At 69.9% G+C, this 26,033-nt stretch carries 24 protein-coding genes and 1 riboswitch; of the genes, 10 read left to right on the top strand and 14 right to left on the bottom strand.

Translation table 11 applies throughout. The features are described 5' to 3' along the window. Positions 1 to 14: 14 nt before the first annotated feature. The gene (locus ACWPN5_RS00465; RefSeq protein ID WP_492293647.1) at positions 15 to 383 is read right to left on the bottom strand and encodes a YraN family protein; all 369 of its coding nucleotides are present in this window, start codon (positions 381 to 383) and stop codon (positions 15 to 17) included. Then, the gene (gene rsmI, locus ACWPN5_RS00470) at positions 380 to 1,321 is read right to left on the bottom strand and encodes a 16S rRNA (cytidine(1402)-2'-O)-methyltransferase (RefSeq protein WP_492293649.1); all 942 of its coding nucleotides are present in this window, start codon (positions 1,319 to 1,321) and stop codon (positions 380 to 382) included. The genes ACWPN5_RS00465 and rsmI overlap by 4 nt, the downstream gene beginning before the upstream one ends. Here rsmI and ACWPN5_RS00475 point away from each other — a divergent pair. After that, on the top strand, positions 1,315 to 2,505 hold the full coding sequence (locus ACWPN5_RS00475) for a penicillin-binding protein activator (RefSeq protein ID WP_492293651.1): 1,191 nt from the start codon (positions 1,315 to 1,317) through the stop codon (positions 2,503 to 2,505). The genes rsmI and ACWPN5_RS00475 overlap by 7 nt on opposite strands. An 87-nt stretch (positions 2,506 to 2,592) precedes the next feature. On the opposite strand, the gene ACWPN5_RS00480 is transcribed toward ACWPN5_RS00475, so the two are convergent. Both ACWPN5_RS00480 and metZ read right to left on the bottom strand, forming a co-directional pair. After that, positions 2,593 to 3,108: a phasin family protein gene (locus ACWPN5_RS00480; protein ID WP_035670582.1), complete on the bottom strand. Its 516-nt coding sequence runs from the start codon at positions 3,106 to 3,108 to the stop codon at positions 2,593 to 2,595. Between the two features lie 111 nt (positions 3,109 to 3,219). Continuing rightward, the gene (gene metZ / locus ACWPN5_RS00485) at positions 3,220 to 4,428 is read right to left on the bottom strand and encodes an O-succinylhomoserine sulfhydrylase (RefSeq protein WP_145682707.1); all 1,209 of its coding nucleotides are present in this window, start codon (positions 4,426 to 4,428) and stop codon (positions 3,220 to 3,222) included. Positions 4,429 to 4,504: 76 nt separating this feature from the next. Continuing rightward, positions 4,505 to 4,584, bottom strand: a riboswitch (SAM riboswitch). 161 nt (positions 4,585 to 4,745) lie between these two features. Between metZ and ACWPN5_RS00490 the strand changes: the two genes are divergently transcribed. Both ACWPN5_RS00490 and ACWPN5_RS00495 read left to right on the top strand, forming a co-directional pair. Beyond that, positions 4,746 to 5,225: an STAS domain-containing protein gene (locus tag ACWPN5_RS00490; protein WP_200476603.1), complete on the top strand. Its 480-nt coding sequence runs from the start codon at positions 4,746 to 4,748 to the stop codon at positions 5,223 to 5,225. Positions 5,226 to 5,301: 76 nt separating this feature from the next. Further along, complete coding sequence (locus ACWPN5_RS00495; RefSeq protein ID WP_492293654.1) at positions 5,302 to 5,499, top strand: hypothetical protein; 198 nt, start codon at positions 5,302 to 5,304, stop codon at positions 5,497 to 5,499. A gap of 197 nt (positions 5,500 to 5,696) precedes the next feature. On the opposite strand, the gene mutS is transcribed toward ACWPN5_RS00495, so the two are convergent. Beyond that, positions 5,697 to 8,342 carry a DNA mismatch repair protein MutS gene (gene mutS / locus ACWPN5_RS00500; RefSeq protein ID WP_492296336.1) on the bottom strand — a complete coding sequence of 882 codons (2,646 nt, stop codon included), beginning with the start codon at positions 8,340 to 8,342 and terminating at the stop codon, positions 5,697 to 5,699. A 193-nt stretch (positions 8,343 to 8,535) separates the two neighbouring features. Here mutS and ACWPN5_RS00505 point away from each other — a divergent pair, with 193 nt between their 5' ends. After that, positions 8,536 to 9,072, top strand: a complete 537-nt coding sequence (locus ACWPN5_RS00505) for a hypothetical protein (RefSeq protein WP_492293656.1) — start codon at positions 8,536 to 8,538, stop codon at positions 9,070 to 9,072. Positions 9,073 to 9,090: 18 nt separating this feature from the next. On the opposite strand, the gene ACWPN5_RS00510 is transcribed toward ACWPN5_RS00505, so the two are convergent. Continuing rightward, positions 9,091 to 9,411, bottom strand: coding sequence for a hypothetical protein (locus ACWPN5_RS00510; protein WP_109069893.1), 321 nt, complete (start codon positions 9,409 to 9,411; stop codon positions 9,091 to 9,093). A 239-nt stretch (positions 9,412 to 9,650) separates the two neighbouring features. Here ACWPN5_RS00510 and ACWPN5_RS00515 point away from each other — a divergent pair, with 239 nt between their 5' ends. Next, the gene (locus ACWPN5_RS00515; protein ID WP_492293658.1) at positions 9,651 to 12,452 is read left to right on the top strand and encodes a [protein-PII] uridylyltransferase; all 2,802 of its coding nucleotides are present in this window, start codon (positions 9,651 to 9,653) and stop codon (positions 12,450 to 12,452) included. Between the two features lie 10 nt (positions 12,453 to 12,462). On the opposite strand, the gene ACWPN5_RS00520 is transcribed toward ACWPN5_RS00515, so the two are convergent. Next, entirely contained in the window at positions 12,463 to 13,041 is a 579-nt protein-coding gene (locus tag ACWPN5_RS00520) for a phosphatase PAP2 family protein (RefSeq protein ID WP_200476602.1), read from the bottom strand. Positions 13,042 to 13,606: 565 nt separating this feature from the next. Between ACWPN5_RS00520 and ACWPN5_RS00525 the strand changes: the two genes are divergently transcribed. Next, the gene (locus ACWPN5_RS00525) at positions 13,607 to 14,539 is read left to right on the top strand and encodes a replication protein RepA (protein WP_014238998.1); all 933 of its coding nucleotides are present in this window, start codon (positions 13,607 to 13,609) and stop codon (positions 14,537 to 14,539) included. Positions 14,540 to 14,644: 105 nt separating this feature from the next. Here ACWPN5_RS00525 and ACWPN5_RS00530 read toward each other — a convergent pair whose 3' ends face one another. The 3 genes from ACWPN5_RS00530 to ACWPN5_RS00540 form a co-directional block, all read right to left on the bottom strand. Then, positions 14,645 to 15,046 carry a hypothetical protein gene (locus ACWPN5_RS00530; protein WP_492293661.1) on the bottom strand — a complete coding sequence of 134 codons (402 nt, stop codon included), beginning with the start codon at positions 15,044 to 15,046 and terminating at the stop codon, positions 14,645 to 14,647. Between the two features lie 215 nt (positions 15,047 to 15,261). Next, positions 15,262 to 16,371, bottom strand: coding sequence for an ABC transporter substrate-binding protein (locus tag ACWPN5_RS00535; RefSeq protein WP_200476600.1), 1,110 nt, complete (start codon positions 16,369 to 16,371; stop codon positions 15,262 to 15,264). A gap of 181 nt (positions 16,372 to 16,552) precedes the next feature. Continuing rightward, positions 16,553 to 19,054, bottom strand: a complete 2,502-nt coding sequence (locus ACWPN5_RS00540) for an ATP-binding protein (RefSeq protein ID WP_145682722.1) — start codon at positions 19,052 to 19,054, stop codon at positions 16,553 to 16,555. A 194-nt stretch (positions 19,055 to 19,248) separates the two neighbouring features. Between ACWPN5_RS00540 and murJ the strand changes: the two genes are divergently transcribed. From murJ to ACWPN5_RS00555, 3 genes are all read left to right on the top strand, one after another. Further along, complete coding sequence (gene murJ / locus ACWPN5_RS00545; RefSeq protein ID WP_492293664.1) at positions 19,249 to 20,823, top strand: murein biosynthesis integral membrane protein MurJ; 1,575 nt, start codon at positions 19,249 to 19,251, stop codon at positions 20,821 to 20,823. 61 nt (positions 20,824 to 20,884) lie between these two features. Further along, complete coding sequence (gene trpS, locus ACWPN5_RS00550) at positions 20,885 to 21,883, top strand: tryptophan--tRNA ligase (protein WP_014238993.1); 999 nt, start codon at positions 20,885 to 20,887, stop codon at positions 21,881 to 21,883. A 178-nt stretch (positions 21,884 to 22,061) separates the two neighbouring features. After that, positions 22,062 to 22,679, top strand: coding sequence for a pyroglutamyl-peptidase I (locus tag ACWPN5_RS00555; RefSeq protein ID WP_492293666.1), 618 nt, complete (start codon positions 22,062 to 22,064; stop codon positions 22,677 to 22,679). A gap of 13 nt (positions 22,680 to 22,692) precedes the next feature. Here ACWPN5_RS00555 and ACWPN5_RS00560 read toward each other — a convergent pair whose 3' ends face one another. From ACWPN5_RS00560 to ACWPN5_RS00575, 4 genes are all read right to left on the bottom strand, one after another. Continuing rightward, positions 22,693 to 23,454: a YkgJ family cysteine cluster protein gene (locus tag ACWPN5_RS00560; protein ID WP_492293668.1), complete on the bottom strand. Its 762-nt coding sequence runs from the start codon at positions 23,452 to 23,454 to the stop codon at positions 22,693 to 22,695. Positions 23,455 to 23,473: 19 nt separating this feature from the next. After that, on the bottom strand, positions 23,474 to 23,953 hold the full coding sequence (locus ACWPN5_RS00565) for a YchJ family protein (RefSeq protein ID WP_145676175.1): 480 nt from the start codon (positions 23,951 to 23,953) through the stop codon (positions 23,474 to 23,476). 97 nt (positions 23,954 to 24,050) lie between these two features. Continuing rightward, entirely contained in the window at positions 24,051 to 24,452 is a 402-nt protein-coding gene (locus ACWPN5_RS00570; protein WP_200476594.1) for a MarR family winged helix-turn-helix transcriptional regulator, read from the bottom strand. 394 nt (positions 24,453 to 24,846) lie between these two features. Beyond that, entirely contained in the window at positions 24,847 to 25,047 is a 201-nt protein-coding gene (locus tag ACWPN5_RS00575) for a hypothetical protein (protein ID WP_137139539.1), read from the bottom strand. Positions 25,048 to 25,352: 305 nt separating this feature from the next. Between ACWPN5_RS00575 and catB the strand changes: the two genes are divergently transcribed. Further along, complete coding sequence (gene catB, locus ACWPN5_RS00580; protein WP_492293671.1) at positions 25,353 to 25,988, top strand: type B chloramphenicol O-acetyltransferase; 636 nt, start codon at positions 25,353 to 25,355, stop codon at positions 25,986 to 25,988. Positions 25,989 to 26,033: the final 45 nt, after the last annotated feature.

A 26,033-nucleotide genomic window follows, 5' to 3' on the forward strand; every position in this document is an offset into this window, starting at 1 on the left:
CTTCAGCCTTCGCGTCAGGCCCGCCACGCGTCCGGGACGTGGCGCGGCCACGACCAAGGGGTAACGAGCATGACGTCGAAGCGCAAGACATAGCCGGCATACTGCGGGTTGGCCCCCAGATAGGCGTGGGCGGCGCGGGCGAGGCGGCCCCGCTGGCGGGCGTTGACCGCCTCGTTCGCGGTGTCCCAGTCGCTGCGGGCCTTGACCTCGACGATCGCCAGAGTGTCGCCCCGCCGGGCCACGATGTCGATCTCTCCCATGGGTGTGCGCAGGCGGCTTTCCAGGATGCGGTAACCCTTCAGCCGCAGCGCCAGCCGGCAGAGCTGTTCGGCGTAGCGACCGTAATTCTCCGCCCGCCGGCGCAGGGCATCCGGCGCGCTCATGCTTTCTCCTCCCGCGCCAGCTCCAGCGCGCGGGCGTAGACGGTCCGCTTGTTCTGGCCGGTGCGGGCGGCCACGTCGGCGGCGGCGTCGCGGACCGACAGGCGGGTCAGCGCCTCGCGCAGCAGGGCGTCCACATCGGCCTCGGTCGGGGTGGGCTCCTCGCCGGGCGGGCCGATCACCAGCACGACCTCGCCCTTCGGCGGGCCGGCCTCGGCGTAGTGGGCGGCCAGTTCCGGCAGGGTGCCGCGCCGCACCTCCTCGTAGAGCTTGGTCAGCTCCCGCGCCACCGCGGCCTCCCGCGCGCCCAGGATGTCGGCGAGGTCGGCCAGCGACTCGGGCAGGCGCTGCGGCGACTCGAAGAAGACCAGCGTGGCCGGAACGCTTTTCAGCTCCCCGGCGGTGGCGCGCCGCGCGCTGCTCTTGTTGGGCAGGAAGCCGGCGAACAGGAAGCGGTCGGTCGGCAGGCCGGACAGCACCAGCGCCGCCAGCGGGGCGGAGGCGCCGGGCAGCGTGGTGACCGCCACCCCCTCCGCCACGCACTCGCGCACCAGCTTGTAGCCGGGGTCGGAGACCAGCGGCGTGCCGGCGTCGGTGACCAGCGCGATGGATTCACCCGCTTTCATGCGGCCGATGAGGACCGGACGCATCTTTGCCGCGTTGTGTTCATGATAGGAGACGAAGGGCGTGTGGATGCCATGGATGCCCATCAGCTTCGCCGTCACCCGCGTGTCCTCGCAGGCGATGGCATCGGCGCAGCGCAGCGTGTCGAGCGCGCGCAGCGTGATGTCGGCGGCGTTGCCGATGGGGGTGGCGACCACATAAAGGCCGGCGCCGAGTTTACTTGCGGCCCTCGGCTCGCTACCTTCAGCGTCACCAGAGACGCCGGGCCCGGAAACGGGCTCGGGCGCCGGACCGGATGTGGAGATCGTTGGTGGCACGCTTGACGACACCTTTCTCGCGCGCTTGGGGGCAGCGGGCTGCCGCCGCCCTGTTGGTTGCCGGCACGCTTTCGGCCTGCTCGACTGTAAAGGCCCCGGCGCCGCCGACTCAAGCGCCGCAAGCGCCCGTCGCCGCCGTTCCGGCCGCCCCGCAGACCTTGAAGGTGGCGATCCTGCTGCCGCTGTCCGGGTCCAGCGCCGCCATCGGGCAGGCCATGCTGGAGTCGGCGCAGATGGCCCTGTTCGATCTGGCCGGCGACCGGTTCGAGCTGCTGCCCCGCGACACCAAGGGCACGCCCACCGGCGCCGCCGACGCGGCGCGGCAGGCCATCGCCGAGGGGGCGAGCCTGATCCTCGGCCCGCTGTTCGCCGCCGACGTGGCGGCGGTGAAGCCGGTCGCCCAGTCCGCGGGCGTGGACGTGCTGGCCTTCACCAACGACTGGACCCAGGCCGGCAACGGCACCTATGTGCTGGGCTTCGTGCCCGCCGACCAAGTGACCCGCGTGATCGGCTTCGCCCGCTCGCGCGGTGCGACGCGCTACGTCGCGCTGGCCCCGCGCACCGCCTACGGCGACGCCGTGGTCAACGCCGTGCAGGCCGCCTCGCGCCAGTTCGGCGGGCAGGTGGCGCAGGTCGAGCGCTACGACCCGGCGGTGACCGACCTCGCCCAGCCGGCGCGGCAGGTGACCCAGGCCGGCGTGCAGCCGCAGGCGGTCATGCTGGCCGAGGGCGGGCCGCGCGCCCAGGGCCTGGCGTCGGCGCTGTCGGCCAACGGGCTGAACACCCAGCAGGTGAAGCTGCTCGGCACCGGCCTGTGGGACGAGCCCGGGCTGGGCCAGGAACCCGCTTTGGCCGGCGCCTGGTTCGCCGCCCCGTCCCCGCAGAGCCGCGCCGACTTCGAGGCACGCTTTGAGAGGACCTATGGGCGCAAGCCGCCGCGCATCGCCACCCTGTCCTACGACGCCACGGCCATCGCCGCGGTGCTGGCCAAGATGCCCGACGCGGCGGGCCGCTTCGACCGGGCGGCGCTGAACAACCCCAACGGTTTCGAAGGCATGGACGGCGTCTTCCGCCTGCGCGCGGACGGCGTCGTGGAGCGCGGTCTGGCCGTTCTGGAGGTCACCCCGAGCGGTCCCCGCGTGATCGATCCCGCCCCGTCCAGCTTCGAAATGCTGGGGCAGTGATCGCAAAGCTCTGAAAAAAGCGTTCAACCGCGGCGGCGCGAAGCACGACGGAGATCGTGCCTTGTGCCGTCGCGGTGAACCGCGACATCACCCGTGCTGCTTCGCCAGACGGCGGGCGTTGGCGCGGACGGTGCGGTAGGCGGGGGTCATGCCGGCCTGGGTCAGGGCCGTGGCCGACTCGACCATGTAGAGCGCGGCGTGGATGCCGGCCTCGACCGTCTCGGTGACGGTGCGGCGCTGCAGTTCCATCAGGTCGGCGGGGTTGCGGCACTGGCCGAGGCCGGTCACCATCACCATGGCGGCCTGGAGCTGGCCCTGCATCAGGGTCATCCAGGCCTGCTGCATCTCCCCGATGCCCTTGGCGACGGCGTGGGTGGCCTCCACCATCGCCTCCACCTTCTCGGAGCCCATGCGGACGAACTCCGGGTTGGCGAGGTCGATGGGGTTGTTCATCGCCGCCGCCATCATCGCGGTTCGGTAGCCGATCGTCTGGGCCGCCGCCACCCCCATCTCGCCCGTCTTGACGCCGGTCCGGGTCAGATCGCCCGCCACCGTCAGAAAGCGTTGCGTCGGTTCGCCGTTGCCGGCCTTGCGTCTCGCCATTCGCTCCACCTCACCAAAGGACCCGACCGGACCGGAAGGCCCGGCCGGGCCGAAAAAACCGTGACCCGGACGCCAACGCTGCACTGCAGCATTTGGTTCCGGGTCCAGTCTTTACAGGGAAGCGAGCGCGCGGTCGAGATCTTCAACGATGTCTTGGGCGTCCTCCAGCCCGACGGACAGGCGGAGCAGGTTCGGGCGGATGTTCGCCGCCGCCTTCTCCTCGACCGTCAGCTTGGAATGGGTGGTGGTGTCGGGGTGGGTGATCAGGCTCTTGGAATCGCCCAGGTTGTTGGAGATCATCACCATCCGCAGGTCGTTCAGGGCGCGGAAGGCTTCCTCCTTGCCGCCCTTCAGGAAGATCGACAGCATGGTGCCGCCGCCGGTCATCTGGCTGCGGCAAAGGTCGTGCTGCGGGTGACTGGCCAGACCCGGATAGAGCACCCGCTCCACCTTCGCGTGGCCTTCCAGGAACTCCGCCACCGTCAGGGCCGCCGCGCTCTGCGCCGACACGCGCAGTTCGAGCGTCTCCAGACCCTTCAACAGCAGCCAGGCGTTGAAGGGCGAAATGGTCGGGCCGGTGTGGCGCAGGTAGGGATGGATCACATCCGACCCGTACTGCTTGTCGTTGGTCAGGATGATGCCGCCCAGACAGCGGCCTTGGCCGTCGATGTGCTTGGTCGCCGAATAGATGACGACGTCGGCCCCCATTTCGAACGGGCGCTGCAGGACCGGCGTGGCGAAGGCGTTGTCGACCACCACCTTGGCCCCGGCCTTGTGGGCGAGGGCGCTGACCGCGCGCAGGTCGACGACCTCCAGCCCCGGGTTGCTGGGCGTCTCCAGGAAGACGACCTTGGTCGGCTTTGCCAGCGCCTCTTCCCATTGGGACAGGTCGGTGCCGTCGACAAAGACCGCCTCGACCCCGAAGCGGGCCGACAGTTCCTTGATCACCCAGTAGCAGGAGATGAACAGCGAGCGCGGCGCCACGATGCGGTCGCCGGTGCGCAGGTTCGACCACAGGGCGCCGTGCACCGCGGCCATGCCGCTGGTCGTGGCGTAGGCCCAGGCCGCCCCCTCATACTCGCACAGCCGGTCCTCGAACATCGCCGTGGTCGGGTTGCGGAAGCGCGAATAGACGTGGCGGGAGCCGTCGTTGACGAAGGCGCTCTCCGCCTCCTCCGCCGAGCCGTAGACGAAGCCGGAGGTCTGATAGAGCGCCTCGCAGGTCTCGTCGAAGGACGAGCGGCGGACGCCGCCATGGACCAGACGGGAACGCGGGCGAAGCCCCGCGACGTTCGGATTGCGATGATCGGTGCGCGCCATGGCCGCTGTGTCTCCTCTGTCCGCCGGCGGGGCAGACCGGCACAACAAAAAACGCCCCGACCGATCGGGTCGAGGCGCGGACGCGGCTCGGACCTTTTTAGCGGGTTGTTTTACGTGGCCCGCAAGCCGGTCGACCAAATCACCACGTACCCCCGCTTGTAGGACCGCGGCGCCGCGCCGTCAAGGGACAAGGACGCCGTGACAAAAAGGGGCCGCCCTGCGTCAACATCGCGCAGGACCCGACAACGCCACCCGCTTGCCCATCCGAGGCCCGGCACCGGATCATGGCCGCCGGACGTCGGAAAGGGGTGGGGGCCGTGCAGTATCGCAAGGAGCAGGAGCGGCACTTCGTCCGTCTGGTGCTCACCGGGCGCTTCACGAGCCAGGACGCCGGCTTGGTGCGGCAGGCCATCACCGACGTCAAGGACGGGACGGAGCGCCGCCACCTTCTCGACCTGACCGGGCTGGAGTTCATCGACAGCACCGGCATCGGCCTGCTGCTGGTGATGAACGGCGAGGCCCTGTCGGCGGGCAAGGCGCTGTCCCTGCTCTGCGCCTCCGGGCAGGTGCGCAAGGTGGTGGACCTGACCCGCATCGCCATGATCGTCCCGGTGCACGAAACGGTGGCCGATTACATCGCCGCCAGCGTGCCCGAGGCCCTGCTGGCCGCCACCCATCCCTGCGCGCCGGGTGAGGACCCGATGGCCGTCGCCGCCCGCGCGCTGCACGCCAAGCCGCTCCTGCCGTCCGCGGTCGTGCCGCCGGACGCTTCCGATCGGGACGGCGCTTCCGGATAGGCCGCTCGCAGGGCTGGCGCGGGCTTCCCATGTGAAGCACTGGACAGATCCCGTTCCGCGTTTGGGGAGGCACCGAATGGTTCATCTGCACAAGTCGCTGGAATCCGAAGCGTCGAAGGCCGCCGAGCGGGAGGGCCGCTCGCTCGACCAGTTCGTGACCGAGGCGGTGGAGGAGAAGCTGCGCCACGCGCAACGTTCTGCTGCCCAACGTCACGTCACCCCCATCCGCGACCGCGGCGCCCCGATGGACGAGGACGCCGTGGAACGGGCGTGACCCCGACTGGCGGGATCAACGTCGGCGCATTTGACGTCTGATCCCTCTCCCGCCCCGGGAGAGGGTGCCCGCCAAAGCGGGTGGGTGAGGGTCGCACGAGGATCTGCGCAACAATCCTTGGCAGCACCCTCACCCTTCCCACGCTTCGCGCGGGCCCCTTCCCTCTCCCGGGGCGGGAGAGGGGATATCGTTTCCGTTTAGGAGAGCAATCCCCTCAGTCGGTACAACTCGTCGAGCGCCTGACGCGGCGTCAGGCTGTCTGGGTCGATGGATTTCAGCGCCTCCTCCACCCGCGACGGTTCCGGCGGGGCGGCGGGCGCCGACACCGCGGGGGCCGGCGGCGGGCGCTTCAGGGCGGCGCTGAACAGCGGCAGATCCTCGGCCAGACGGTGGATGGCGGCGTTCTGGTCGCCCGATTCCAGGATGGTCAGCACCTCCTCGGCACGGCCCACCACGGCGCCGGGCAGGCCGGCCAGCTTCGCCACATGGATGCCGTAGCTGCGGTCCGCCGCTCCCGCCGTCACCTCGTGCAGGAAGACCACGTCGCCCTGCCATTCCTTGATGCGCATGGTGTGGCAGGACAGGCCCGGCAGCTTTCCGGCCAGCATGGTCAGCTCGTGGTAGTGGGTGGCGAACAGCGCGCGACAGCGGTTGACGTCGTGCAGATGCTCCACGCAGGCCCAAGCGATCGACAGGCCGTCGAAGGTCGCGGTGCCGCGCCCGATCTCGTCCAGGATGACCAGCGCGCGGTCGCCGGACTGGTTCAGGATGGCCGCGGTCTCCACCATCTCCACCATGAAGGTGGAGCGGCCGCGCGCCAGATCGTCGGCGGCACCGACGCGGCTGTAGAGCCGGTCCACCACCCCGATGTGCGCGCTCTCCGCCGGCACGAAGCCGCCCATCTGGGCCAGAATAGCGATCAGCGCGTTCTGGCGCAGGAAGGTTGACTTGCCGGCCATGTTCGGGCCGGTCAGCAGCCACAGCCGGTTGTCCGGGGCGAGGTCGCAGTCGTTGGCGACGAACGGCCCGGCGTTGCCGGCGTCGAGCACGGCCTCCACCACCGGGTGCCGCCCGCCCTTGATCGAGAAGGCGAGGCTGCCGTCCACCACCGGCCGGCGGTAGCGCCGCTCCGCCGCCAATTCGGCCAGCGAGGCGGCGACGTCGAGCGCGGCCAGCGCGTGGGCCGCCTGGGCGATGGCCTCGGCGCGGCTGGTCACCTCCTCCACAAGGTCGTTGAACAGCTCCAGCTCCACGGCCAGGGCCTTGTCGGCCGCCTCGGAGATGCGGCGCTCCAGGTCCGACAGCTCCACCGTGCCGAAGCGCACGGCGTTCGCCATGGTCTGGCGGTGCATGAAGACCTCGCGCCCCGTCTCGGACATCAGCTTGTCCGCGTGGGTCGCCGTCACCTCGATGTGATAGCCGAGCACGTTGTTGTGCTTGATCTTCAGCGCCGGCACCCCGGCGATGCCGGCGTACTTGACCTGGAGCCCGGCGATCAGCCGCCGGCTCTCGTCGCGCAGGGTGACCAGCTCGTCCAGCGCGTAGGAATAGTCGCGCGCGATGAAGCCGCCGTCGCGGGCGAGCAGCGGCAGTTCCGGCGCCAGCGCCTGGGTCAATTGCTGGACCAGCTCGCTGTGCTCGCCCAGCCCCTTGGCCACGGCGCCCAACCCGTCGGGCAGCGGGCCGCCGGGGTGGCCGTTGAGCAGCAGGCGGATGGCCGAGGCCTGGACCAGACCGTCGCGCACGGCCGCGAGGTCGCGCGGGCCGCCGCGCCCCAGCGTCAGGCGGGACAGGGCGCGCTCCAGGTCCGGGCAGCGGCGCAGCGCCTCGCGCAGGTCGCCGCGCAGCCGCTCCTCGTTCAGCGCGAACTCGACCATGTCCAGCCGCTTGGCGATGGCCGCGGGGTTGGTCAGCGGCGCCGAGAGCTGGGCGGCGAGCAGACGCGCCCCCGCCCCGGTCACCGTGCGGTCGATGGTGGCGAGCAGGCTGCCGCGCCGGTCGCCGGTCAGGGTGCGGGTCAGCTCCAGGTTGCGGCGGGTCGCCGCGTCGATCTCCATGACCGCGCCGGGGCCGAGCCGGCGCGGCGGCGACAGGCGCGGCACGCGGCCCTTCTGCGTCAGCTCCACATAGGCGACCAGAGCGCCGGCCGCCGCCACCTCGGCGCGCGAGAACGGACCGTAGGCGTCCAGCGTGCCGACGCCGTAGAGGGTGAGCAGCCGCTGCCGCCCGTTCTCGCTGTCGAAGCGCGGGGTCGGCTGCACGGTCAGGCGCGACTTCCACTCGCCCCACAGCTCGTAGAGGTCGGGGCTCTGGCACAGCTTCTCGGAGACCAGAACCTCCTGCGGGTCGAGGCGGCCGAGGGCGGCGCCGAGGGCGGCGCGCTCCACCGGCTGCACGACCAGCTCGCCGGTGGACAGCTCCAGCCAGGCCAGCCCGAGGCCGCCCGCCGCTTCCGCCACCGCGGCCAGCCAGTTGGAGGACCGGGAGTCGAGCAGGCTGTCCTCGGTCAGCGTGCCGGGGGTGACGATGCGGATGACGCCGCGCTTCACCACCGATTTGGAACCGCGCTTCTTGGCCTCCGCCGGGTCCTCCATCTGCTCGCAGATGGCGACGCGGAAGCCCTGGCGGATCAGGCGCTGCAGGTAGGATTCATGGCTGTGGACCGGGACGCCGCACATCGGGATGTCCTCGCCCAGATGCTGGCCGCGCTTGGTCAGCGCGATGTCCAGCGTCCGGGCGGCGTTCACCGCGTCCTCGAAGAACATCTCGTAGAAATCGCCCATCCGGTAGAACAGCAGGCAGTCGGGATGGGCCTGCTTGATCTCCAGATACTGCGCCATCATCGGGGTGGCGTCAGGGGGAATGGTGATGGGCGAAACGGTGGCGGGCGCGTCGGACACGGGTCTTCAACCGGTTGCGTTGTGACGGGCGAGGTCGGGCCGGCACCCTAGCACGCCCGCGCTGGTGCCGCGATGACCGCTTCGTTAGACTGTTCGATGCCCGTAGAACGAGCAGCCGAAGCTGAAGGAGACCGCCGTGACGCAAGCGCCCGACAACACTGATGGCCGGACCACGGACGTTCAGGACACCGTCCGGGAGGTGCGCGAGGTCGTCGCCCTGTTCAAGACCCGCGAGGCCTTCGACACGGCCGTGGCCGCCCTGCTGGACGCCGGCTTCGACCGCGACGACCTGTCGGTCCTGGCCAGCCACACCTCGCTGGAGGCCGCCGACCAGCGCCCGCAGGCCCCGACGGACGAAGCCCTGACCGGTCTGGTGGGCGAGCTGAAATACGCCTTCCCGCTGACCACCGCCGGGCTTCTCGCCATCGTCGGCGGCCCGATCGCCGCGCCGCTGGCCGCCATCGTCGCCGCCGGCTTGGGCGGCGTCGCCATCAAGGATTACCTGGACGAGCTGACCAGCCACCCCGACACCGACGAGTTCAGCCGCGCGCTGGAGGCCGGCGGGGTCATCCTGTGGGTGCGCACCGCCGAGGTGGAGGACGAGGTGGAGGCCGCCGAGATTCTCGAAGGCAACGGCGGCGGCAACATCCACCTGTCGGTGCGCGAGGAGTAGGCGGAGAGAGACCGGCCGTCAGGCGGCGCAGGCGCGCCAGTCGCCTCCGCCGCCGACCACGGTCAGCCCGCGCAGGCGGAACTGCGCCCGCACCACCGCGGCCCAGCCCTTGCGGATCTGGGCGATCTTGACGGCGTCGGAGGCCTTGGCGTCGGTGGCGGTGCCGCAGATCTCGAACAGGAGCGCGTCGCCGATGGAGCCGGGGCACAGCGCCAGAGCGTGCACCAGCCAGGCCATCAGCTCGGCCGGGGTGTGGCGCGGCAGGCCGCGCTCCGCCAGGGTCAGGGCATTCCCGAGGTTCGCCAGCTCCCGCCGAGCCGTTCCGGGGTTCGGGATCATCAATGGCCTCCCTCGCGCGTGTCTCACCGGGGACTCCTTATCTCGTTGGGATGGAGCGCGTCAGTGACGGCCATCACAGCACGGCCGTCACCGCGGCGCTCCGAATGGGATCATGCAGGAAACAGACGGCAGCCTCTTTTGGTGTGCCGCGTGCGAATTATCCTCTTTCCCGTTATAGTCGGGACGCCGCACGGTTCGCCACACCCCCTCGCATCCCTGGGAAGGCTCACGTTTTGCCGATGCTCTCCACCCGCGCCGCCTCCGCCGACGCGTCCGACGCCAAGGACGCCGGCACCGCCAACATCCCCAACAAGCGCGCGATCCTGTCCCGGCGCAAGCTGGCGGAGGATTTGGAGACGCTGGTGGCGGAGCATGGGACCGGCGACAAGCTGCGCCCCGCCCTGATCGCCCGGCTGCGCGCCGCGCTGAACGACGGGCGGGCCGAGGTGCGCGCCCGCTTCGAGGCCAAGGGATCGGGCGAGGACTGCGTGCGGCAGAACTGCTACCTCGCCGACGGGGTGGTGCGTTCGCTGGCCGACCTCACGGTCACCCACATCTTCCCCTCGCCCAACCCGACCTCCGGCGAGGTGTTCGACATCGTCGCTACCGGCGGCTACGGCCGGGGCGAGCTGGCGCCCTTCTCCGACATCGACCTGCTGTTCCTGCTGCCCTACAAGCGCACCCCGCGGGTGGAGCAGGTGGTCGAGTACATGCTCTACATCCTGTGGGACCTCGGGCTGAAGGTCGGCCACGCGGTGCGCAGCGTCGACGACTGCATCCGCCAGTCCAAGGCCGACGTGACCATCCGCACCGCCATCCTGGAGTCCCGCTACCTCTGGGGTCCGCGCAAGCTGTTCACCGAGTTGCGCCGCCGCTTCGACCGCGAGGTGGTGGCCGGCACCGGGCCGGAGTTCGTCGAGGCCAAGCTGGCCGAGCGCGACAACCGCCACCTGAAGCTGGGCGACAGCCGCTACGTGCTGGAACCCAACCTGAAGGACGGCAAGGGCGGCCTGCGCGACCTGCAGACCCTGTTCTGGATCGCCAAATACCTGTACCGGGTCGAGGATGTGGATGATCTGGTCGGCAAGAAGGTGCTGCTGCCGGAGGAGGCGCAGCGCTTCGCCAAGGCGCAGAACTTCCTGTGGACCGCGCGCTGCCACCTGCACTACCTGACCGGGCGCATGGAGGACCGGCTGACCTTCGACGTGCAGACGTCGATCGGCAACCGCATGGGCTACACCGACCACGCCGGGACCAAGGGCGTGGAGCGCTTCATGAAGCATTACTTCCTGGTCGCCAAGGACGTCGGCGACCTGACCCGCATCTTCTGCGCAGCGCTGGAGGCGGAATCGAAGCGCCCGCCCAAGTTCAACATCCTGCGGCTGGCGGCGCTGGCCCGCCGCAAGGACGTGGACGGCTTCGTGGTGGACGGCGAGCGTCTGAACGTCCGCAGCGACCGCCAGTTCAAGGACGAGCCGCTGGATATGATCCGGCTGTTCCACACCGCCCAGCAGAACGACATCGACATCCACCCCAACGCGCTGCGCGCCATCACGCGCTCGCTGTCGGTGGTGGGGCCGAAGCTGCGCGCCGACCTGGAGGCCAACCGGCTGTTCCTGGAGATCCTGACCGGCCGCAAGGACCCGGAGATCACGCTGCGCCGCATGAACGAGGCCGGGGTGCTGGCCCGCTTCATCCCCGACTTCGGCCGGGTGGTCGCGCAGATGCAGTACGACATGTACCATGTCTACACGGTGGACGAGCACACGCTGTTCGCTCTCGGCATCCTGCACAAGATCGAGATGGGCGAGCTGACCGACGAGCTGCCGCTGTCGTCGGAGGTGATCCACAAGGTGGTGTCGCGGCGCGCGCTCTACGTCGCCGTGCTGCTGCACGACATCGCCAAGGGCCGCGGCGGCGACCATTCCATCCTCGGCGCGCGGGTGGCGGAGAAGCTGTGCCCGCGCCTCGGCCTGACGGCGGAGGAGACGGAGACGGTGGCTTGGCTGGTGCGCTGGCACCTCGCCATGTCCTACACCGCCTTCAAGCGCGACCTGGAGGACGACAAGACGGTGCGCGACTTCGTCTCGCTCGTCCAGTCGCCGGAGCGGCTGCGCCTGCTGCTGGTGCTGACGGTGGCAGACATCCGGGCGGTCGGGCCGCAGCGCTGGAACAACTGGAAGGCCACGCTGCTGCGCGAGCTGTACAACCGCTCGGAGGAGGTGATGTCCGGCGGCCTGTCGGTCGAAGGGCGCGGGCGCCGCATCCAGGCCGCCCAGGCGGCGCTGCGCGCCGAGCTGTCCGACTTCGACGACGCCGATTTCGAGCGGCACCTCGCGCTCGGCTACCCCGCCTACTGGCTGGCCTTCGACGCGGAGACGCTGGGCCGGCAGGCGCGGCTGGTCCGCGAGGCGCTGCGCGACGAGCGGCCGCTGACCGTCAACACGCGCATCGACCGCGGCCGGGCGATCACCGAGGTGACGATCTTCGCCACCGACCACCACGGCCTGTTCTCCCGCCTCGCCGGAGCGCTGGCGGCGGCGGGGGCGGACATCGTCGACGCCCGCATCTTCACCATGACCAACGGCATGGCGCTGGATGTCTTCACCGTGCAGGACGCGGCGGGCGGCGGCGCCTTCGAGAGCGGCGACAAGCTCGCCAAGCTGTCGGTGATGATCGAGAAGGTGCTGTCCGGCCAGTTGAAGCCACTGCACGACCTGACCAAGCGCAAGGCCCCGCACGCCAGCCGCACCCGCGTCTTCCACGTGCCGCCGCGCGTGCTGATCGACAACAACGCTTCGACCACCCACACGGTGATCGAGGTCAACGGGCGCGACCGCCCCGGCCTGCTCTACGACCTGACCCGCGCGCTGACCAACCTGACGCTGCAGATCTCCTCGGCGAAGATCTCGACCTATGGCGAGAAGGCCATCGACGTCTTCTATGTGAAGGACGTCTTCGGCCTGAAGGTCACCCACGAGAGCAAGCTGGCCCAGATCCGCGAGCGGCTGCTGCACGCGCTCGCCGATCCGGCCGGCTGAGGACGGCGCTTTAGGACAGCGTGTCCTCCGCCCAGCCGTCGAGCGCCTTGGCGGCCAGGCCGGCCAGCACGCCGGTCGCCATGCCGGCGGCGTAGTCGGACGCCCAGTGCCGTTCGGTGGCGAGGCTCGACCAGCCCACCGCCGCGGCGAAGCCCAGGGTGACCATGGTTTCCGGGGACAGGCCGCGGTTCAGCCCGACCGCCGTAGTCAGCGCCGACACGTTGATGGCGTGGCCGGAGGGGAAGGAGGCGTGCTTGCCGTCCGCCTTGCCCCAGCGGCTGGGGTCGCGGCCCTCGTTCGGGCGGGCGCGGCAGACGACGCGCTTGATCCCCTTGCCGGCCACCGTCCCCAGCGCGATGGCGAGCAGCCCCTGCCGGGCGAGGCGCGACCAGCCCGGCTTCTCCATGCCCAGCCCGGCCGCCCACAGCGCGCCCAGCGCCGGCATCAGCACCATGCGCGAGCTGGGCACCTGGAGCCCGTCGCGCAGGGCCGGCACCTCCGCGCCCAGGGCGACGGCCTTGCGGCGGGCGGTTCCGTCCAGCCCGTTCACGCCGTCCAGAACGCGGTCCGTGAAATCCTCGTCGCTCATCTCGCGGATCTCCCAAAGCACGCCCCCATCATCGCGGAGGCCAAGCGTAAACAGCCGCGCTGGCGTTTCGTGCCCGCATGGTCCCGCAAGGCAGGGGTGCCCGGCATGGGGGGCCGTCTTGGGGGAGCCGCCTTGGCAATCGCCGACCGTTCCGACGTCCCTCTCCCGGGGCGCGAGAGGGAGGAGTCGGCGATTGCCAAACCGGCCCACAGCGGCGCCTTGGCAATCGCCGACCACCGGCCCGGACATCGGCCAGACATCGCCAAGTCCACCCATGACATCCCGAGTCGCGACTCGCCCGCCCCACCCCGCCTTGGCAATCGCCGACCAATGCCCGAGTCGCTTTAAGTCTGGGCCGAGTCTCCGATGATTCCCACAAGGTCTCTTGGCGAACGCCGACGAGTCTTCTGGCAATCGCCGACGCACCCCCGAGTCGTCCCCAGGCAATCGCCGACCTAGCAAATAGACTCCAGCAATTAGGTCTCAATTAGCCTCGTCGGCGATCGCCAAATGGACTCTCCCGACGGTGCATGATCGACTGCAGGCAGAATGGACGGGGGGACCTATGGGCGACGTGCACCAACTCATCATGACGCATGGCCGGCGCGAGGCGCGGAACCTCGTGGACCCGAAGCGGGCCAGCGTCGTCGATGTCGCGGCGGCGGTGCTGGAGGACGAGTCCAACGCGCTGGGCATCACCTATTCCGGATTCTGCCTGACCAGCCTGCCCCACCGGAAGCTGGCGCCGGACGCCGAATGGCGCCGCGACCAGGGCCGCGTCACCCTGCTGGTCGAGCCGGGCAAGGAGCGCAAGCGCGACGGCAGCCTGATGCCGGTCGGCGTCCCATACGGCGCCAAGGCGCGGCTGATCCTGCTCTATCTCCAGACCCGCGCCATCCAGGACAACAGCCGCGAGATCGAGCTTGGCCGCTCGATGAACGACTGGCTTGACCGCATGGGCGTCTCGGCCGGCGGCTCCACCTACAAGGCGGTGCAGGAGCAGGCGACCCGCATCAACCTGTGCCGCCTGACCTTCTTCTGGGACAAGGACGGGGCCGAGGGCTTCGCCAAGGAGAACATCGTCAACGGCGGCATCCGCCTGCGCGACGACGACGGCCAGGGCACGCTGTGGCGCGAGACGGTGCAGCTGTCGGAAACCTTCTTCGCCGCGCTGAAGCGCTCCCCCGTCCCGATCTGGGAGCCGGCGATCCGCCACATCGGCGGCTGTTCCATGGCAATCGACGTCTATGTCTGGCTGGCCTACCGGCTGCACGTGCTGCGCGACCCGATTCCGGTGACCTGGAAGGCGCTCTTCACCCAGTTCGGCGGCGGCTACAAGGAGCTGAAGCACTTCAAGCCGGAGTTCCGCGTCGCGCTGGACCTCGCGCTGGCCGTCTACGAGGCGGCGCGGGTGGAGTTCTCCGACACCGGCGTCCTCCTCTACCCGTCGCCTCCGCCGATTCCGGAGCGCAAGATCCTCCCCGCCGCGCGCGGGTGAGTCGGCGGCGGGGCAATCGGCGGCTGGTCAGTCGGCGATTGCCAACCCAACCGGCTCCGGAATCGGAGTCGGCGATTGCCAGAGTCCCGGCGGCCGAGGCGACGCCTACCCCGCCTTGAAGGCTTGCACGTTGCCGCCTTCCCGCGTGTAGACCTGCATCGGCCGGCAGCTCTCGTCCATCTTGACGATGAGGACGCCGGCCTTGTCGCGCGGATAGAGCCACATTTCGTACTGCGACACCCGCGCGCTCGGCCCGGTGCGCGCCTCGCTGTAGATCGCGGTCCGGAACTGCCCGACCGGAATGCCCTCCCCGGCGAGGACCGACGCGGCGGGGCGGTTGCACGGCCCCGTCACCATGGCGTTCAGCGCCTCCACCGCTCCGGGTGCCGGCTCCGCGGTGCGCGGCGGCCCCAGCGAGGCGCAGGCACTGAGCCCGAGAAGGCCGGCGCACAGGATGATCCCGGTGGTGCTGCGAGTGCGCGAAAGGCGTCCGGCGTGGCGATGCATCGCGGCCTCCCTGCCCAATGGCGGAGTTGTTGGCGGTGTGTGGTGACGGTGTGCGGTTACCTCTGCGCAAACACGGCGGCGGTGAAAAAGGTTCATGCCGACCTTTGGCAATCGCCGACCTTTCGGAGAATCGGGCGCGCCGGGGATCAGGCGGACAGAAAAAAGGCGGGGCACCGAGGCCCCGCCTTCCTTGCCGACGAATCAGCCAAGCGGACTCAGTCCACCTGGACCTTCTCGCCGTTCTTCCAGGCCCAGAACACGTAGCCCGGCTGCTTCAGGTCGCCCTTGTCGTCGAAGGACAGCGACCCGACCACCGTGTCGAAGGACGGGCCGGCGCGCAGGGCCTTCGCCACGGCGTCGGGCTTGGCGCTGTTGGCCTTCTGCACGGCCTCCGCGTAGGTCTGCACCGCGGCGTAGGCGAACAGCGTGAAGCCGTCGGTGCGGATGTTCTTGGCCTGCAGGGCCTCCACCACCGGCTTGGCGGCGGGGTTGCGCTGCGGGTCGGGCGAGAAGGTGAACAGCGTGCCTTCCGCCGTGTCGCCGGCGATGTTCCAGTAGGACTGCGGCTGGATGCCGTCGGCGCCGATGATCTGCGGGCGGAACTGCTGGTCGGCGGCCTGACGGGCGATCAGGCCCAGCTCCTGGTCGTAACCGCCGTAATAGAGCACGTCCACGCCGTCCGACTTCAGGCGGGTGATCAGCGCGGAATAGTCCTTCTCGCCGGCGGTGATGCTGGTGAAGGCGGCCTCGGTGATGCCGGCGGCGTTCAGGCGGCGCTTCACGTCGTCGGCGAGGCCCTGGCCGTAGGCCTGCTTGTCGTGGACGATGGCGACCTTCTTGCCCTTGTAGCGGTCGGCGATCAGCTTGGCCGCCACCTCGCCCTGCTGGTCGTCGCGGCCGCAGACGCGGAAGACGTTCTTCAGACCGCGGTCGGTGAGCTGCGGGCTGGTCGCGGTGGGGGAGATCATCACGATCCCCTCCTCGCCATAGACGTTGGAGGCGGCGATCGAAGCGCCGGAGCAGACATGGCCGATCACCGCGGCGACGTTCTGGCTCACCAGCTTGTTGGCGGCGGCCACCGCCTGCTTGGCGTCGCAGGCGTCGTCGGCGATGGTCAGGACCAGCTTCTGGCCGAGCAGCCCGCCCTTGGCGTTGATGTCGGCCACGGCGGCCTCGACCCCGGCGCGGGTCTGCTCGCCGTAGGCGGCGGCGGCGCCGGTCATCGGACCGGCCAGCGCGATGGTGATGTCGGCCTGGGCGGCCCCGGCCCACAGGCCGGCCCCCAGGGCGGCGGCGGCGGTCACAGCCAGCTTCGCACGGATCATGGGTGGATTCCTCTCTCCGGGAACAGGTTCTTTTTATCGAACGCTTTCGGGTCGGAGACGGCGGACGCTGCCTCCGAAACGGGCAGACAAGCAAAGCGGCGGGTCCGGCGCAATGGGCAAACAGGCACGGGCTGCCGCACGCCCGGCGCATGACACGGTTTTAGGATGGCGAAAGGCCGGTTCAGTCAACCAATTCGCGCGGCGCCGCGCCGGACGGCACCGGTGGGCCCAGCGCGGCCGGGGCCAGGGCCAGGGCGATGGCCCGGCGCAGGTCGTCGGCCAGGACGGGCTTGTGCAGGATGCTGAACTTGCCGGCCTCGGCCTCGGCCAGACGCTCCGGAGCGGTGTCGCCGGTCACCAGGATACCGGGGATCGGGCGCTTCGACCGCCGCCGCACCTCGCGGATGGCCTCGGTGCCGGTGTGCCCTTCGCCCAGACGGTAATCGGCGACGATCACGTCGGGATCGGGGTGGCGGCGCAGCGCCTCCACCGCCTCGCCGAAGCTGGCGGCGGGAAACACCTCGTGGCCCCATTGCCGGATCATCGCGCACAGCCCCTCGCGGACGATGGGATCGTCCTCGACCACCAGCACGCGGGCGCCGGCCCGCATGCGGGCGGTCACGGGAAAGTCCTCCGGCAGCGTCTCGGCGGGATCGGGCGGTTCGGCGAGCGGCACCTCCACCCGGAAGACCGAGCCGCGCCCCGGTTCGGAGCGCAGGCTGACCGGATGCTCCAGCATGCCGGCCAGCCGGCGCACCACGGCGAGCCCGAGGCCAAGCCCCTGGTCGCGGTCGCGGCTGGCGTTCCCGACCTGGACGAACTCGTGGAAGATGTCCTCCTGCCGGTCGGTGGGGATGCCGATGCCGGTGTCCCACACCTCGATCCGCAGCAGCGCGCCGCGCCGCCGGCAGCCGACCAGGATGCGCCCGCGGTTGGTGTAGCGCAGGGCGTTCTCCACGAAGTTCTGCAGGATGCGGCCGAGCAGCATCGGGTCGCTCTCCACATGGGCGCCGCAGGGCATGATGTGCAGCAGAAGCCCCTTGCGCACCGCCACCGAGCGGCTGTTGGCGGCCACACGATCCAGCAGCTCGGTCACCGGGAAGACCGTGCGCTTCGGCTCGACCGCCCCGGCCTCCAGCCGCGACACGTCCAGCAGCCCGTCGAGCAGCATCTTCAACGCGCCCAGCGCGCGGTCCATGGTGGTGAGGATCTTGCGCATGGCGGGGTCGGTGGCGCGTGTGGACAGCGCCTCCATCAGCAGCATCAGCGACTGCACGGGCTGGCGCAGGTCGTGGCTGGCCGCCGCCAGAAACTTCGACTTGCCGATGTTGGCGCGGTCGGCCTCCCGCCGCGCCTCGGCCAGCGCGGCCTGGGCGGTCTTGTGCTCGGTGATGTCGCGGACGGTGGCGATCACGCTGACCAGCCTCCCGCCGGGACCGCGCACCGGCGAGGCGCGCAGCTCCAGCCAGACCTCCGCCGCGCCGCGTCCCGCGGCGCCCGGACGGACGAACTCCGCGCGCGTGTCCCCGGCGTCCTCGGCGCCGTCGCACAGCGGGCACAGGCCCTCCTCGTCCTCCATCAGGCTGCCCAGCACGTCCCGCGTGGCGCGCCCGTCGGCGGCGCCGGGAGCGATCCCCATCAGCCGCGAGAAGGCGGGGTTGGTGTAGACCACCGGCACGCCGGGCCGGGTGGCGTCGGCGATCAGGATGCCGTCGCCGCTCCACTCCATGGCCCGGTTGCGGATGCGCAGCGCCCGGTCGCCATGGCGGCGCCGCTGAAACTCGACCAGGAAGGCGGTGGTGAACAGCAGGATCACCGCGGTGGTGGCGGCGGCCCAGACGATCGAGACGAAGCGGTTCTGCCGCCACGCGCCGAACACCGTCTCCACCGACTCGCCGACCACCGTCACCAGCGGGTAGTCGGCGGAGGCGCGGAAGGCGTAGATGCGCTCGACCCCGTCGACCGGGCTGACGACGCGGTGGTGACGGACGGTTCCGCTGCCGGCCTCCGGCCACAGGCCGGAGCCGCGGAAGCTGCGTCCGAACACTTGGTCCTGAAGGGCTTGGCGGGCCAGCAGCGGACCGTCGGCTCGGGCGATGGCGACCGAGCTGTCGCGCGGCAGGTCCAACCGGCCATAGAAGCGGGAAAAGATTTCCGCCGGGACGTCGATCACGGCGACGCCGCGGAACGTCCCGTCCGTCCCCTCCAGCCGGCGCGACACCGGGATGAAGACGTCCATCGTGCCCGGGCTGACGAAGGGCAGGCCGATGACGAACCCCTTCTGGTTCCCCTTCCGGTGGGCGCCGGACTTGTGCCGGGCGAACTCCTCCCACTCCAGCACCGGGTTGCGGGTGGTGGTCCGCCCCAAGCCCATGGACAGCCAGCTGTTCGCGTCGTAAATCCGGATGGAGGCGGCCAGCCCTTCCTCGAACGACCGCCGGGTGGGAATCAGGAGCGGAATGTCCTTCTCGACATGGGAGGCCACGTCGATCAGCAGATCGTCCAGCCGGCGGAAGGTGGCGATGGCCTGTTCCTCGACCAGCTGCGCCATCGCCGCCGTGTGCTGGCGGGTGGTCTGGTCGAGGAAGCGTTCCTCGCGGTCGATGCGGGTCAGCAGCGTCCACCAAAGCGCCGCGATGGCGACGGCGACGGCAACGGCGGGAAGAACGAGACGGGCATCCATCCCCCGCGGAAAAGCGATCCATCGTCGCACTGCCGACCTCAAACACTGCCCAACACGCATTATGCGCCAGCCGACTTCCCTCTTCAATGGACAACCCGGCGACCAATGATACAAAAAGTAGAGAATAATCAAACTTTTGCGGGTTGTTTGGCGACGCTGCCGCGGGGACTGGCGGCGAACCGGGCGGCCGGCGGATGAGCTTTGCCCGCGCCATCGCCACCGTCGGCGGCCTGACCCTGCTCAGCCGGCTGGCCGGCTTCGCCCGCGACATCCTGACCGCGGCGGTGCTCGGCGCCGGGCCGGTGGCCGACGCCTTCTTCGTGGCGCTGAAACTGCCGAATTTCTTCCGCCGCCTGTTCGCGGAGGGGGCTTTCAGCGTCGCCTTCGTCCCGCTGTTCGCGGCGGAGCTTCAGCGCAACGGCCGGGCCGCCGCCGTGGCCTTCGCCGAGCAGGCGCTGGCGGTCCTGCTGTGCGTGCTGCTGCCCTTCACCGCGCTGGCCATCCTGGCGATGCCCGCGCTGATGCACGTCCTGGCGCCCGGCTTCGTGGATGAGCCGGCGAAGTTCGCGCTGGCCGTCGACATGGCGCGGCTGACCTTTCCCTACCTGACGCTGATTTCCCTGGTGGCGCTGCTGGGCGGGATTCTGAACGCGCTGGACCGCTTCGGCCCCTTCGCCGCCGCGCCGATCGCCTTCAACCTGACGCTGATCGCCGCCTTGCTGACCGCGCCGCGGCTGGGGCTGGAGCCGGGACGGGCGATGGCCGCGGCGGTGACGCTGTCCGGCGTGGTGCAGCTGGTCTGGATGGGCTGGGCCTGCCGGGCGGCGGGGGTGACGCTGCGGCTGACCCCGCCGCGGCTGACCGAGGGGATGCGCCGCCTGTTCCGGCTGGTCGGGCCGGGGGCCATCGGCGCCGGTGTCATGCAGATCAACCTGTTCCTGAACGTCGTCCTGGCCTCGCTGCTGCCGTCGGGCGCGGTGTCCTTCCTCTATTACGCCGACCGGCTGAACCAGATGCCGCTGGGCGTCATCGGCATCGCCATCGGCACAGCCCTGCTGCCCGTGCTAGCCCGTTACGCCGCGGCGGGGGACGAGCGGATGGTCCGCCACTACCTCAGCCGCGCCTTGGAGTTCAGCCTGCTGCTCGGCCTGCCGGCGGCGGTGGCGCTGGGGGTGGCCGGGGCGCCCATCGTCTCGGTGCTTTTCGAGCGCGGCGCCTTCGGCCCGGCGGAGGCGCAGGCGACGGCCTGGGCGCTGGCCGCCTACGCCATCGGCATCCCCGCCCATGTCATCGTCAAGGCGCTGAACGCCGCCTTCTTCGCCCGCCAGGACACGGCGACCCCGGTGCGCGTCGCCGTGGTGGTGACGGTGGCCAACCTGGCGCTGGGCATCGCGCTGATGCCGGTGCTGGGCCATGTCGGGATCGCGCTGGCCACCGGGCTGACCGCTTGGTTGAACCTCGCTTTGCTGGCCCACGCGCTGCGCCGCCGGGGGTTCCTGCAGCTGGACGGGCGCTTCCTCGGCCGCGCGCCGCGCATCGCCGCGGCGGCGCTGGGCATGGGGGCGGCGCTCCTGGTCGGGGCGTCGGCCCTGGCGCCATGGCTGGAGGCCGCGTCCACCCTGGTCCGCTTCGGCGCGCTGGCGCTGCTGGTCGGCGGCGGCGTCGCGGTGTTCGGGGCTCTGGCGCAGCTGACCGGCGCCACCGATCTGGCCGACCTGAAGGGCTTCCTGCGCAAGGACACTCCGGAATTGGAGCCGCCCGTGTCTTGACCCCGCCCGGTTCCGGCGCGATAACAGCCGCCTCCCAGAAGTTTCGAGCGAGAGTCCTCCCGTGAACCGCATCTTCTCCGGCATGCAGCCGACCCGGCAGCTTCACCTCGGCAACTATCTGGGGGCGCTGCGCAACTGGGTCGAACTGCAGAACAGCTACGAGTGCATCTTCTGCGTCGTCGACCTGCACGCGCTGACCATCGACCAGGACGCGGAGGTCCTGCGCAACAACATCCGCGAGGTCACCGCGGCCTACATCGCCGCCGGCATCGACCCGGAGAAGAACATCCTCTTCAACCAGTCCTTCGTCCCGGCCCATTCGGAGCTGGCCTGGATCCTCTCCTGCCACACGCCGCTCGGCTGGCTGAACCGCATGACGCAGTTCAAGGAGAAGGCCGGCAAGCAGAAGGACATGGCGAATCTCGGCCTCTACTCCTACCCGGTGCTGATGGCCGCCGACATCCTGCTCTACAAGGCCACCCACGTCCCGGTGGGCGAGGACCAGAAGCAGCATCTGGAGCTGGCCCGCGACATCGCCGGCGCCTTCAACCGCCGCTACGACACCGAGTTCTTCCCGCTGCCCGAGCCGCAGATCCTCGGCGAGGCGACGCGCGTGATGTCCTTGCGCGACGGCACCAAGAAGATGAGCAAGTCGGACGAGTCCGAATATTCGCGCATCAACATGACCGACGACGCCGACACCATCGCGACGAAGGTCCGCAAGGCCAAGACCGATCCGGAGCCGCTGCCGGACAATCTGGCCGACCTGGAGAAGCGTCCGGAGGCCGACAACCTCGTGACCATCTACGCCGCCCTGTCCGGCCAAACGCGCGAGCAGACGGTGCAGCAGTTCGCGGGCGCCCAGTTCTCCGGCTTCAAGGCGGCGCTGGTCGACCTGTCGGTCGCCAAGCTGGCCCCGATGACCACCCGCATGAAGGAGCTGCTGGACGACAAGGCGGAGATCGACCGCCTGCTGCGCCGCGGCGGCGAGCGCGCGGCGGCCATCGCCGAGACGAACCTGAACGGCGTGAAGGACATCATCGGCCTTCTGCGTCCCTGAGCCGTAACCTTCTCCCCTCCGGGGAGAGGGTGGCCCGAAGGGCCGGTGAGGGGGTTGCGCTTTTGCCGGACCTACCGACACGCGCACCCCCCTCACCCTAACCCTCTCCCCAGAGGGGAGAGGGGATTTGGAACGCGATCGTTTTGGTCCCTGCCCCACCGACCGAAAGGCGTCCGCCGTGACGGCTCCCATCCTGCTCACCGGGTTCCAGCCCTTCGGGGATCACGCCGTCAACCCGACGGCGCTCCTCATGGAGCGGCTGGCCGGCGAGCCGGGGATCGTCACGGCGGTCCTGCCGGTCGAATACGACGCCTGCGGCGCGGCCTTCGCCGCCTTGCTGGAGGAGCACCGGCCCGCCGCCGCCCTGTGCTTCGGGCTGGCCGCCGGGTCCGAGTACATCAAGATCGAGCGGCTGGCCTGGAACCGCGACGAGAGCGAGCAGGCCGACAACGCCGGGGTGGTGCGCACCGACGACGCCATCGAGCCGGACGGGCCGACCGCCTACGGCTCCACCCTGCCCGTCCCCACGCTGGTCCGCGAGCTGGCCATCGCCGGGCTGCCGGTGACCTTCAGCGACCACGCCGGCGGCTTCGTCTGCAACCACCTGTTCTACCGCGCCCGCCACCTGATCGAGACGGCGGACCTCGACGTTCCCATGGGCTTCATCCACCTGCCGCCGCTGCCGGAGCAGGTCGCCGACCAGCCCGGCCGCTCCGGCCTGACGCTGGACCAGCAGGAACGGGCGCTGCGCGTGCTGGTCGGGCTGCTGCGCCAGGGGCTGGGGATCGCCGCCTGACCCGGCGGACCGATCACCCCCGCTGCGCCAGCCGCTCCATCTCCTTCGCCCAGCCCGCGTAGTTCTTGTGGAAATCGGCCAGCGCCGGATCGTTCCGGGTGCGCTCGGCCATCGCCTGCATCAGCGGCGCCTGGGCCGCCGCCAGTTCCCGCGCGTCGGTGCGTCGGGTCGCCGTCAGGAAGGAGGACAGGCTGGTCACCAGCTTTCCCCCCGCCGGGGCCGCGGCCATCTTCGCCAAATCGTTGACGATCCACGGCATGTATTTCAGCACATAGTCGGCGTAGGTGCGCATGACCGGCGCCTGCTCCAGCAGGTCGGCGCGCTCGCGGTCGAAGTCCTTGCGGTCGAGGATGGCGTGGTTGCGGTAGACGACCGGCGCCTCCGCCGAGACGTCGCACTCCCAGCCTTTGCGCGGAACCAGCAGGTCGGCCTGATCCTTCTCCTCGCGGTAGGGGTAGAAGGGCATGGTCCGGCAGCGCGACGGCTTGTCGGCGTGGATGCCGCAGAGATTGTCCGGCTGGAGCGCCGGGCAGGGAAAGTGATTCGGCAGATAGGCGCTGGGCTGGATCAGCACCGCCACCGTCTTGCGGTTGGGCAGGCGCACGCTGGTGCCCAGCCGGGTGGCGAGGTCGTAGGATTTCGCATTCGACCGCACCACCGTCCAGACCAGCGCCAGCGGGAAGCGGACGGCGTGGGCCACCGCGTCCGTGAGCGTCAGCGGCAGCAGCCCGTGGCAGCATTTTCCGCAGGCGGTGCAGGCGAAGCGCGGTTCCATGGTCCAGTCCCCGTGGCCCTCAACGGCCGCAGCAGGCCTTGAACTTCTTCCCAGACCCGCAGGGGCAGGGCTCGTTGCGGCCGACCTTGACGACCCGGCGCGGCTCGCCCTTCGGGTTCACCTCGCCGGCGCTGTAGAGCCACTGGCCGTCGATGCGGCGGAAGGAGGCCCGCTCGTGGTGGCGCATGTCCTGGCCGTCGCGGCGGAAGTGGATGAGGAACTCGACGGTGCCCTCGTCGCCCTCCTCCGTCGCGCGCAGCACGTCGAGCCGCTGCCAGTCGCACTCGTCGGCCACCCGCTCCGCCTCGGCGCGGTTGAAGTCCTCGCGGATCTCCGGCGCGTGGGTGCGCTCCACATGGTCGAGGTCGTGGCGCACGAAGGCGGTGTAGCGCGACCGCATCAGCGCCTCCGCCGTCGCGGCGGGCGCGCCGGCCAGGATCGGGCCGCAGCAGGTCTCGAAGGAAAGGCCGGAACAGCAGGGGCAGGCGGAGGAGGTCATGGCGCGCGGGTCCGTCGGTGGGTCCGGGGCTGGTGTGGCAGGATGGGCCACCCCGGTCAAGCGCTGCGGACCGAACACAACGGATGGGCAGGGTAGGTCAGGCCGAACGGGCGCGGCGCGGTTCGGACGGGGTGTGGACCGCCGGCTTCACGATGGCGCGCAGCTCCTCGAGGAAGGCGCGGCCGGTGTCGGTGAGCGTGACGATCTTGCGGCGGCGTTCGCGCGGGTCTTCCTGGGCCTGGACGAGATCGAGCCCGGCCTTCCCGAAGCTGTGCCAGCGGCTGAGCGCGGCGACGTTGCGCGACGCGGAGGATTGGGCGATGCCCAGGCGTTCCGCAAGCTCGCCGATGGAAATCCCTTCGTTCTGCGCGATCGTCATGAAGGACAGCGCGTACTGGATCGGCAGGTCGGGATCGAGCTTGCGAAACGCCTCGAGCACATGGACGACGGTGGTCACCTCGTCAGGGCGAACCCCGTCAGCGCGAACAGGGGCCGGCATCAGCGACCCTCCCCGAGCGAGGACCCCATCGGGCCGGTGTGTAGATGATGTTCAGGCGTCCAAGCCATATCACGAATTCCCCGTTATCCCGCCGGGCGTCGAAAAAACGATCCGGAGAGGCCCAGTGGGCGTGCTCAACGAAGACCGAACGACCGCAAAACCCCAAAAAGACACACATGGCTTCCTCTCGATATCCGGAATTCGCGTTCCAATGCGCTGGGTTGAAGAAGGGAGCCGTTAGCTCGCCGGGCGGTATGGGCGCTCCAATCGCCCTGTCGGCGATTCGGGGTGGTGGGTACGATGGCTTTCATCGTGGTCTCCGTGGGTTGAAGGAAGGCAGGGGTTGAAGGAAGGCGCGGCCCCGAAGGGAAACCGCAGGATCGGGTATCGCCTGTCAGCGGTACGCTTGCAACGTCAAAAATGACCGGGCGTCAGAAAGGTTCCGTTCCCGGATGTGTTGGGCCGGGACATAGCCCGCTTCGGTTCCGTCCAGCCCGATGTCGCGCCGCAGATGGGCGCTCAGCGTCTCCACGCCGGCGTCGTCGCCGTCGCGGTCCAGCCACTGCCGCAGCAGGGCGTTCCACAAGGTCTGCATGACTCCTCTCCTTGGTGCAGAGAAGCAATTAATCCGCTATCGGATGATTTCCGTCAAGCCCGATTACAGCGTGCCGGACCAGGTGGTTGGGCTGCTCCGCCTTCGCCCTTGGCGAACCGCCTTTTCCACGGTATGGAGTCCCGTCATGAAGGCGACCCCAAGTACCACCGGCATCGTGCTCTGACGCGTCCGACGCGCGGAGCCTGAACGCGCGCCCCCCGGAAGGGGAGCCCGCGGTGTGTCCCTGCGCCCGCGCGCAGGCAAAAGGCCGCCGGATCGGCGGCTCACAAGCCGTGAGTGGTTTGATGGAAAACGTCTTCGAAAGCCCGTTCAAGGGCATCACGCTGGACAAGCAGGTCACCAACCCGAACATCGTCGTTGGCCGGTACAGCTATTATTCCGGCTATTATCATGGCCACAGCTTCGACGACTGCGCCCGGTTTCTTCTCCCGGACGCGGGCGTCGACCGGTTGGTGATCGGCAGCTTCTGCTCGATCGGGTCCGGCGCGGCCTTCATCATGGCGGGCAACCAAGGCCACCGGAACGACTGGATCAGCACCTTTCCCTTCTTCTGGATGCCCGAGGTGCCGGTGTTTGCCGGCGCGCGGAACGGCTATCGGCCGGCCGGCGACACGGTGATCGGCAATGACGTCTGGATCGGGTCGGAAGCCATCATCATGCCCGGCGTCACCATCGGTGACGGCGCCGTGATCGGCACAAGGGCGCTGGTGACACGGGACGTCGAGCCCTACGCGATCGTGGGTGGCAACCCCGCCCGGGTGATCCGCAAGCGCTTCGACGACGCTCTCATCGCGCTGCTGCTCGAGATGAGGTGGTGGGATTGGTCCGATGACCAGTTGCAGGGCGCCATGCCGATCCTGACCAGCGGCGATGTCGCGCTTCTGCACCGCCACTGGCAGGACGTGATCAAAGCCACCTGACGGCAACCTTGTCGGCTTCGCCTGTTCATTTGCCGGCGAAGCCGA

Source organism: Azospirillum sp. UENF 211521 (genome assembly GCF_058780535.1).

What these genes read in the sequence shown, in the direction of transcription:
- ACWPN5_RS00465 (WP_492293647.1), bottom strand. Translation starts at nt 383, where the DNA reads ATGAGCGCGCCGGATGCCCTGCGCCGGCGGGCGGAGAATTACGGTCGC.
- ACWPN5_RS00565 (WP_145676175.1), bottom strand. Translation starts at nt 23,953, where the DNA reads ATGACCTCCTCCGCCTGCCCCTGCTGTTCCGGCCTTTCCTTCGAGACC.
- ACWPN5_RS00520 (WP_200476602.1), bottom strand. Translation starts at nt 13,041, where the DNA reads ATGAGCGACGAGGATTTCACGGACCGCGTTCTGGACGGCGTGAACGGG.
- ACWPN5_RS00480 (WP_035670582.1), bottom strand. Translation starts at nt 3,108, where the DNA reads ATGGCGAGACGCAAGGCCGGCAACGGCGAACCGACGCAACGCTTTCTG.
- catB (WP_492293671.1), top strand. Translation starts at nt 25,353, where the DNA reads ATGGAAAACGTCTTCGAAAGCCCGTTCAAGGGCATCACGCTGGACAAG.
- ACWPN5_RS00495 (WP_492293654.1), top strand. Translation starts at nt 5,302, where the DNA reads ATGGTTCATCTGCACAAGTCGCTGGAATCCGAAGCGTCGAAGGCCGCC.
- ACWPN5_RS00575 (WP_137139539.1), bottom strand. Translation starts at nt 25,047, where the DNA reads ATGCAGACCTTGTGGAACGCCCTGCTGCGGCAGTGGCTGGACCGCGAC.
- murJ (WP_492293664.1), top strand. Translation starts at nt 19,249, where the DNA reads ATGAGCTTTGCCCGCGCCATCGCCACCGTCGGCGGCCTGACCCTGCTC.
- mutS (WP_492296336.1), bottom strand. Translation starts at nt 8,342, where the DNA reads ATGATGGCGCAGTATCTGGAGATCAAGCAGGCCCATCCCGACTGCCTG.
- ACWPN5_RS00540 (WP_145682722.1), bottom strand. Translation starts at nt 19,054, where the DNA reads ATGGATGCCCGTCTCGTTCTTCCCGCCGTTGCCGTCGCCGTCGCCATC.
- ACWPN5_RS00560 (WP_492293668.1), bottom strand. Translation starts at nt 23,454, where the DNA reads ATGGAACCGCGCTTCGCCTGCACCGCCTGCGGAAAATGCTGCCACGGG.
- ACWPN5_RS00510 (WP_109069893.1), bottom strand. Translation starts at nt 9,411, where the DNA reads ATGATCCCGAACCCCGGAACGGCTCGGCGGGAGCTGGCGAACCTCGGG.
- ACWPN5_RS00570 (WP_200476594.1), bottom strand. Translation starts at nt 24,452, where the DNA reads ATGCCGGCCCCTGTTCGCGCTGACGGGGTTCGCCCTGACGAGGTGACC.
- ACWPN5_RS00535 (WP_200476600.1), bottom strand. Translation starts at nt 16,371, where the DNA reads ATGATCCGTGCGAAGCTGGCTGTGACCGCCGCCGCCGCCCTGGGGGCC.
- ACWPN5_RS00530 (WP_492293661.1), bottom strand. Translation starts at nt 15,046, where the DNA reads ATGCATCGCCACGCCGGACGCCTTTCGCGCACTCGCAGCACCACCGGG.
- ACWPN5_RS00525 (WP_014238998.1), top strand. Translation starts at nt 13,607, where the DNA reads ATGGGCGACGTGCACCAACTCATCATGACGCATGGCCGGCGCGAGGCG.
- ACWPN5_RS00515 (WP_492293658.1), top strand. Translation starts at nt 9,651, where the DNA reads ATGCTCTCCACCCGCGCCGCCTCCGCCGACGCGTCCGACGCCAAGGAC.
- metZ (WP_145682707.1), bottom strand. Translation starts at nt 4,428, where the DNA reads ATGGCGCGCACCGATCATCGCAATCCGAACGTCGCGGGGCTTCGCCCG.